The organism is Endozoicomonas sp. ALC020 (genome assembly GCF_049275935.1).
Taxonomy (GTDB): domain Bacteria; phylum Pseudomonadota; class Gammaproteobacteria; order Pseudomonadales; family Endozoicomonadaceae; genus Endozoicomonas_A.
Window position 1 is genome coordinate 4,598,815 of sequence record NZ_CP184830.1, and the last position, 9,224, is coordinate 4,608,038.

General features: G+C 50.0%; 1 protein-coding gene (running past one end of the window). It reads right to left on the reverse strand.

The window, feature by feature from the left end:
* Positions 1 to 9,194, reverse strand: the beginning of a protein-coding gene (locus tag ACOJUO_RS17425; RefSeq protein WP_422137638.1) for a TcdA/TcdB catalytic glycosyltransferase domain-containing protein. 19,180 nt of this gene lie to the left of the window's left edge; the window shows 9,194 of its 28,374 coding nt (coding positions 1-9,194); it begins with the start codon at positions 9,192 to 9,194; its stop codon lies off the left edge, out of view.
* Positions 9,195 to 9,224: the final 30 nt, after the last annotated feature.

Consider the following 9,224-nt stretch of genomic DNA (forward strand, 5'->3'; position numbering starts at 1 on the left):
TGCCATGGATGGACAATTGCCTCACTGTCCTGGATGAATCGGTCTTGCTCCAGAAGAATATCAAGGTTCGGCTTTTTAGCCTCAAAACCAGACTCTATTTCCCATTTTCGCCAGGCCAAAAGGGTATCGACAAATTGATTAGGTTTGTCGAAATAACGAAACACAGGTCCCTGTTTTTTTGGCATTCCATTCAGTTTCAGCAGCTCACGCACCTGAGAGCGATAGGTACTGTCCTGAATGGTCGAGATAAAAAGTGGCGAACGAGCCCCCAGAGTGACTCGCGAATGCAAGCCACGATAGTCATTCGTGTCGATGGTCTTCAAAGGATCCAGAGTAATCGTGCGTTGGTATTTTCCCGATTCTGGGACCAGGACGACAAAGGTCTTTTCTTCGGGGGCCCGGACGAGTAATTCTGCGATCAGAAACTTCTGCTGGTAATCCGGTTTGTGACCGATGTCCAGAGCCTTCACTGCGCTGGCTGCCAGGCGAATCAACAGTCTTCGTATCAGACTCCGAAGAGCCTTAGGCTCCGTGTCGAGGTTAATAACTTCAGTGGCCAGTGTGACTACATCAGCCATCGGCAGCCGGGTTATTTTTTCAGCAAGCTGCTCTCCTGCCAGGAAATCTGAATGCCGGGAATAGGCTAACTCAATGGTATTGATCAGCGTCTGGGCATTACGCGGCCCCAGCGGCCCTGAGGACTGAAGCATAAACAGGATATTGCGCAGATTATCCGGAAAAGCCGCGTTGTTACTTTCTGGCAGGTCCAGCAGAACATAAGTTACGCCCGAAGGGTCGGTGACAACAGGCAGGTATTTGCTGTCATCAAAAGCCTCTCCGTGAATCCTGGTCACAGGATCTGTAAAACCGACAGCGTCATGGGGAACTCTTTTATTAATCCCAAGGGAAAGTGTTTTTTGCAGCCACTGTCCCTGCTTATGCCATTCTCTGGCGTTCAGTCTCGGTATTTTTTCGTCTGCTTTGTCCGCCAGAAAGTGACCCAATAACTTTTTCAGAGACTTGATATACCACTGGCTCAAGTCGGCAAAGTCATTTTGCAACTGCTGGCCACGGAGAGCCTGCAGGTCACCTTTTCCCAATACCGAAGTCATCAGCTCAAGGCTGGAGACCCGGAACGGATCTATGTCATTGCCTCCGGGTGCCACAATGTCCTGCACAGACCCAAGCAACAGGCGGGTAAACAATGCAGCCATGACCTCGGATGGCGAGTTTGCAACTCCCATGGCCAGCAGATACCCCTCCTGCTGGATCCGGGCAAAATTCTCTTGCGCCAGGGGATCGTCATAGGCCAGCTGACCCACTCCGGAAAACGGGTCACCGATTGAGTCTGCGCGGACAAAGGCGCTTATCTGACGTCTTTCTTCTGGCTGAGGCTCTTTTGAGGCAAGAGGAAGCTCGACATCGGCAACCGGCAAAGGCATCAACCGGTAAGGAGACAGGTCATCACCGGTGTTTTGATACAGTCGACGGTTGTAATGCTCAATCAGGTCAGAGAGTTTCTGCCTGCCATTGTTTTCGATCATCGTTTCAAGCAGTAAGCGTCTGGCCTGATCGAAATGACGGTCATTCCTGCCCAGATGGGCATAATCCCTGCCGGGGGGCAACGCGGGCAAATTCCGGAGTTTTTTCACCAGCCCATCTGCAACCGGAAGCTGGCGGGCCATTAACTGGCCCCGATCGTCTTTCTCAAGCACCAGCTTGACGCGATGGTCTGACTGTGACCAGAGGATATTGCCATCAGCGGGCAGGGTGCCAGTCCATTTACGGCCAAGCATATCCACTGCCACCAGTGCGTTGCGGACGGTGATGCGTTCTGTCCGGATTTCAGCAAACAGTGTTCTGGCGAACGCTTCTACAGGGTAATGCTCGCCGCTGGCATCAGCACCACAACCCACCAGACTGACAGTCCTGACAAACTGCCCACCGGTTATGCGCTCGAGCACTTCAGCCAGTTGCTCAACCGTCTTGCCGCCCAGAAGAAACTTGTCGGAACCGGTGTTTTTATCCTGAACCTTGGAACCATGACCAACAACAATAATACGTGTGTCGTCTGTAATAAAACTGGCTTTCACAATCCTGGATTCAATGATGTAACCTGCTTTCTCATCAATCAGGGAGCCATCAGGCATCAGTCGTATAAGACGGCTGAAATCGGGCTGGTATTTATTTCTCAGGTATGAGCTGGCTCTGGCTTCATTGTCGCTGTTACCGAGCTGGAGAATGACCTGGTTTTTATAACTGCTGTCTCGCTCATTGGTCAGTTTATAACGCACGATTTTATCAGTATTGGTAATCCAGCTACTGGGCTTTTCATCCGTATCAACACTCACTGAATCAATCCTTGCCAGTGGGTTAATTTGCGTGAAATAGGCTTTTAATTTGTAATCAAAAAGGTCCTCTTCTGGAAGCAAAGCAAAGACAGATCTTCTGATGACTTTAATAAACAAAGACGGCCCGGATAGGTGCAACGTCGCTCCAGCTCCTCTAACAACTAATCCATCACCTCGATAGTTAATTATATCTTTGGCGAAATCGTTATTGATTCCCAATTCATTGACGATTGACTCTTTCATTTGCTCAACTGTATCGACATCGATACTGTCGTCATAAGAGTTTTCCGTGTCGCCTATTCCCAGCCGATCAATCAATTTGTAACGCCTTATTATTTCTCGATGAACTGCCTTGAGAACTTCACTGTCTGGCGGCGCGATAATAAAGCAGTTGCCGCCATTGATTCTTTCTACAAATTGTAACCTTATTTCTATTGAGCCAGGAATAGCCTTGACTGAGCCTGGAAAAGTAAAAAGAGGCTCTTTCCCATGATTAACGATGGCTTCTTTGACAGCCTTAAAAAAATCAGGGTATATTTCTTTGAATCTGTTATATTCTCTCCGTATTTCTGGATCAGGTGTTCTGTTAAAAAACAGTTGTTCCGGGCCTGGGTCAGCAAAATAATCCATAATCATATGGTTAATTAAATGACTCAGTCTTCCTGAATGTAAAATTTCACTTGGGATTTCAATCCCTTTAAACAATTTTTCATTATAATGAGGCAGCGTGTCGACGTCCAAATAGACACCTCCCCCCTTCAGCAGTACTACTCTTACCAAATCAGAGGCTGCAGCTAAAATCCCTCTCAAGCCAAGTTCTCTCACGTACAACGCTTTCATGCTGGTTTCATCGCCTGAATGCCAGAGTTGATTGATATCTGCCAGCATGAATCCCCCGGATCCGGTGTTGCCCCGGAGCCCGGTCAGTTCATTGGCGAGATCTGTGAACTCCTGCAGACTTTGCCTTTGTATTTGTGTTAATTCTTCTTGATCCATCCCCAGGTGGTTGACTAAAAATATCTTCGCCATGTCGTCAAAGGTTTTGCCCTGGGCGAGGCCTTTTTTTATAGTGCTGTAGGCCAGATCTTGTAGATGACGCAAACGCGTCAAAAACTCCACTCTGGCTTGTTCATGTACCAGGAATGACTCGGCTATTTTCTCATCGGCAACAGCCTTATATATTTCCCGGGTAAGCACGGGCGCCAGAAATGCCTGTGGATCGTACCAGAGCCTTAGCGACCATGAGGGAACCATCTTACTCCAGACCCTGAGATGGTCCTTAACCCCTTCGTTGAGACGACCAATCCAGATAAAGTTAAGCTTTTCAGGAACCTCCACCAAAGCATCCAGCAGGTACTGATTTATTGCCGCCGCCAGGTGGGAGGCCGCTGATTCCCCACTCAGAATTGCGGGCAGGTTTTTCTGCATCCGATAGACAAGCATGTACTTTTTCAGGGCACTTTCACTTCCCTCCTTCTGGCGAAGTTGGTCAAATTCTGCAATTTTCGTCTCCAGTGCTTCTAAATCACTCGGTTTGAGAAAACTCAGCAGACCCGGCTTCAAACGGTGCCTGAACATCGCCAGAGTTGGCACCAGGTCATCGGGATTGACGGTGGGCCCCAGCAACCCGCTGTCCTGTGATAACACAGAGGGCAGCCGCCGGAGTCCAGTGGCACCTTCAGCCAATGTGTCTTTTTCAGACCAGCGTTCGACGGTGATTTCACCGTTACTCTTACGACGCGCTTTCAGCTTGTCAGAGTGGTCGGCCAGTGACCAGGTGACCGGATCTGTTTCTGAGACCAGGCCAACCCATAGGCGCCCCCAGATATCGACTCTCAAAAGACCGTCACGGGCAGTCACTGCCGAGGTTTTTGTTGTTTTCAGAATTTCTTTCAGGTAGTCGCTGACAAGCCCATTGTCGTCAATGCCTGAGCCAACCAGATTAATGGTTTTAACCGGTGTATCACCGGTCAATGCATTGATTTTTTTTGACAGTTCTAACGCGGTTTGGCCACTCAGTGTAAATTCCCCGTTCCCGGAGTCACCCAGACCTACCACATGAATTCGGCTTTCACTGTCCAGAAATCTGCCAATATCGATCTTGTTGACCTTTGCGCCTGTTTCTCCATCTGACCAGGCATCGTTATCAATGACCAGCCGATAACTACCTCCCGCCAGCTGACCATTGTTGTATTTGCGAAACAGATAACGGCTGGCCCTGGCAATCGGGCTATCATCACCAGGCTCCATCTGGATAACCAATTGTTGGCTGTATTGGCTTCTGCTCTGTGGATCGGTGTTGGTATTGACTGCGATATCGTTTTCATGCTCCCAGACAGCCAGTGCTTCGCTGGAAATCGTATAGTATTCGCTGGAAGACAATTCAGGAATATCCAGCGAATCTCTGTGGTCTCCAGTCCAACCCATTGCACTATTGCTTTGCTCCAGCGCATTATTACCGCTCAGTATTTCATAGCTAACTGCAAACGTTGATATACCCCCGACTCGATAACAAATCAATGACGGGAAAGCTATCTGATTCGAGGTGAAAAACGTTCTTGTATCCTCGATAGTTTTCCAATCTGTCACGTCGAACAACTTATATTGATCAATCGTCTGATAAGCGGTTAAAAGGTGGTTTTGGACCATCTGCATGGTCTTGCTGCCCTGTGATGCTGCAAAAAATAAACTTGGGGCTTTTTCCAATGGCAGGTATATCTCACTGGGAATGACTTTAACTTCTCCCAGGGGCTTAAATAGTTGCGACGGATCAGAGTTCGTCAGGCTCCGTACAATATCGCCTTTAAACTCGGGGTATTTTTCACCGAACCAGACGAGATCATCTGAAACCTTCTGTTCTATTGCAGGATCCTGATCTTCGGGAAGGAATTCCCTGCCGAACCTTCGGATGACAAGCTCTGTCAGTGCCATCCGTATCCTATCCCAATCTGTTTTGATGAGGCCTGAATGGTCAATTTCCTTGAAAAGATCCTCATTAATGGCAGGTGAAAGTTTCGTGTCAGAACAAACGCCACCGAGAGTGTCAATCACCCTGGTTTTCACCAGTGCAATGGCTGCAGGCAGGTGGCCACGCAACCCCAGCTCCCTGAGATAGTAACTTTCGGCCTCCTTACCCTTTTTCCCGAAGGTATCGGTCCAGACCTTATTAATATCTTCGTAGGAAAACTTCGCCCCGGGATAAGAAGACGCTATCTTCTTTTTAAATCGCCGGTAGGCTGTCATCATTTGGGCTTTTTTCTTATCAATATCCGATGATTTATAGTTGAGGTGGCCTACCAGAAAATTCTTCACCGCCAGATCAAATCCCCGGCCCTGTTCCATGTCTGACGCTATGGATTTCCAGGCCTGATCCTGCAGCTGCATGATTCCTCTGGTTAAATCCGATTCAAAATTAGACGGATCACCGGGACCAGATTGACGGGTCAATTGACTGGTCACTGCTTTTTTAAGGGCTTCAGAAAGCAGAGTGGCGAGCATTGCGTTTTGATCATACCAGAGGTTTATCTGCAAATCGGACTTTGAATTGGCTGCAATCCATAACCTGATAGTGTTCAGCTCTGCGACGGTTGGGCCGATGCTGACAAAATGCAGCTTTTCAGGGACTGGTTTAATGGCGACATCTAACCAGCGACGAAAGTTTGTAGTCAGTTTCGCAAATTTTTCGCCGGCTTCCCCTTTCATCGGGTAATTCCTGGTCAGGTCGATGAGTTTTTTGTAGACCTTTACCGCTAGAGCAAAGGTTGATGAAGAATTCACACGACGGTAGCCATCAAACACCTTAAAAGCCCTGAACAGATCTTCAAAACGTTCGGAAAAGTCTGCATTCACGGCGCGGTGATAGTGTAATAAAGGCGCAAATTCCCTATAGAACGTGATAACGTCAGGAATCAGTTGATTCATTAATTCGAAGTCTGAACCTGCAACAGGAGCAGATTCAGAATCAGAACGGCGAACCCTGTGCCCCGTCGCCGGTCTGGTGAGTGCGGGATAGCGGTGCCAGAGGGAAGGTGGCAGAAGACCGCCATCTGCGGTCATTATGCCAATGGCAGCCAGTTGCAGACGATAGGTGCCGTTCCTGTCAGGCTCTGCTGTCAGTTTCAGGTAACGCCCCAGGGAGCCATATCCGGTCACTGCCAGAGGTACGGGTTTTCTACTGTCTGTCGCTGTCGTTTGATTAAACCTTACCTGCACCGGCAGGGTCTCTTTGAGTATCACCTGACGGGGGTTTACTACCGGTAACGGCAGTCTGTCCTGTCCGGGGTTGCCCTGTCCAGAGTAGTACCGTGGCAAACCAAGCTCAGTACGAATCCTGTTTTTGGCGGCATTGGCATCTTCTTCTGGTGCCAGCCCAAGGGCCAGCCGTAATGCTTCCCCCAGCTGGTAAAAGAACGAAAGATGGCCTGCCAGCCACCCGGAGCCGTAGGGCAGGTCCCCCTCATCCGGATCAAAAGGGATAAGCGTGAAGGTGCCGTTATTGACTGTCTGGTTAACCGGAGCAAGATCATGGATGGTGTCATTTTCCGCACTATGACGAATGGGCTGGTAGGTCAGCGGGCCTGACTGACTGGCAGTGGACGCGCCATTGCGACCGGGGATAATCAAACTGACATACTCCCCGGGGATCGTCCTGTTGCGCTCATCGGGGTGGACTTTAAGTATACCCTGGTCGTGTATGTCACCAAGAGTGTCAGGTCTTATCGGGGTTGTTACGTTGCTCGATAGCATCCGTAACTCCTCGGTATTGTTCAACCGGTGTCTGAACAGCTCGCTGGCATCCACCAGTTGCCGCAGGTCACTGGCAAGGGTCTGATGACTGGAACTGGCCAGATAGTCCGGTGTCAGATAAACCCCAATCCAGTCACCCAGAGCCTTGAGGGTAAGGAATCTGCCCCGAACGCTGCTGGTGGTATTGTTTAAGAGCGGCGCCTGCTCCGGCTCGAACAGACCATCGTATTCATCCTGTTGTGCCTCGTCATTTTTTTTCAGTCGCTGAAGGTTTGCCAGAGCCGGGTTGTCGGGGTCTCTGTTACTCAGCCAGTCCAGACTGGCATCAAGTGCCCTGCGGAAAAACCATTGTTCACTGCGTAGCGGCTGTTCGCCATAAACTGTGACAATGGCCTCGAGCAAATCCGCCATTTCCCCGGCTGTGTGGTTAGTCTCAGCTAACGCCTGCCAGTCTCCCATAACGCTGGCAAGTGCTGGCGCCAGCCCGTCACCCTGATAAAGTTCCCGGACCGCATCAACAAAGTCTTCCGCAGTGCCACCTCGTTTCCTGAGATCATGGCGTTGGCCTGACACCAGTCGCTGGTAGAGATCGCCGGACTCTTGTGGCCATTGCCGGGCCTGGTAGCGTTCATCAAGCCCATAATGCGGTTGCAGTGCTTTCAGCCTGTTGTCAGTGATCCCCCAGAGCTGTTCAATACCGGCCACAGCCACGGCATTGTCGGTCAGGGTTTTTCGCCATGCAGGTACCAACAGGGATGACAGTCCGTGTCCAAGAGCCTCGTCAGAGTGCCGGGAAAGATCAGCGGCCCCCAGACGAATCAGTGGCTGACTGTCGTTTGTGAAGGTTGCGTCACTGTCAATAAATAATCGGTCGGACTCTGCCTTGATAAGAGGGACCTTGTGATCCGGGCCACCCGGATCACTGGCAATCTGCAGTCCGTGAAGAAAGGTCAGCAATTGCCGGTTAAAACCACCGTATAGAAACAGTCCTGCCAATTTCTTGAGGTCAAAAACCAGCCGCTGGAGCGTTTGTGCCGGATCTTTGTAACCGAGTGAATGGTAGCCTTCCACATCAAGGGTGATGTCGGCCAGTCGCAGTGGCGGAGCGGCGTCGCCCTGGGGGTATACCCTGATGCCTATTTCTGTTCCGTTAACCCGGGTGCGGTAACCATCGCCAAAAGCAGGGCAGGCTATTGTCTCGTCGATGCGCAAAAGAGGCGCGACGGGTGTGAAAGGAGAAAAACTGTCAGGCACTGGTTTGGTAACATTGCCTGTTGGACGGATCTCCTCACTTTTGAGCCAGGCAAGTGTTTGACCAAGATCGTTTTTAGAATGCCAGTGTCTGGCTTGCAGTTGGGCACTTAGAGGAGTTGGCGGCTTCCCAGGATTTTTTGGGGCATTGAACAGATCAGGAAGCAAAGACTCCAGCCAATAGAGTGAAACCGGTGATACTTTCTGATTCAACCATTTGGCAGCCAGGGTTTCAGAGATAAAGTCGAGCTGTGTTTGAGTGGCTATAGCGGAAACCACGTCATCAGTCTGGCTGATGGGAGACGGGATTAAACCGCCACCATTTTCTGTGGAACCATTCTGACGTGCCTGAAATTCTGACCAGAAGTTATTGGGATCACAGGCCTCATAAACGACCATTGCTATATTGTTTAGCAACTTGGCAACGAGCCGGTCAGTTCCAAGAGCATCGGCTATACCGGCAGCTTTGCCCGAAGCCTGGGGCAATAATGACGGATTGATGATCGATTGCCCGATTAACAATGTCACGCCATCGTCGTCATAATAGATATTCTGCCCCGGCAAATCAGGGTCAGACAGGATAATACTGATATTCCGATGCATGTAGTGAGGAAAAAAACCGGACTGCTCGATTAACCAGAAGGCTCGGTCAATGGCTGTCCTGACAGTAAGAATGTGTTCTGGTGTGGCAAAGACCGACTCCGGGTTGGCCGGGTTCGCCGACAGTCTGATGGTAAAACTATCGGTATGAACAGTGGCCGAGTAAAACCAGTCATCGCCGGTATCAATCCACTGTCGCTTGTAAGTAGGATTGAGAGGGACGGTGTCGGTCAGATTTGCAGACATAAGAGAAGATCTCCGCAACTAACAGGTCGT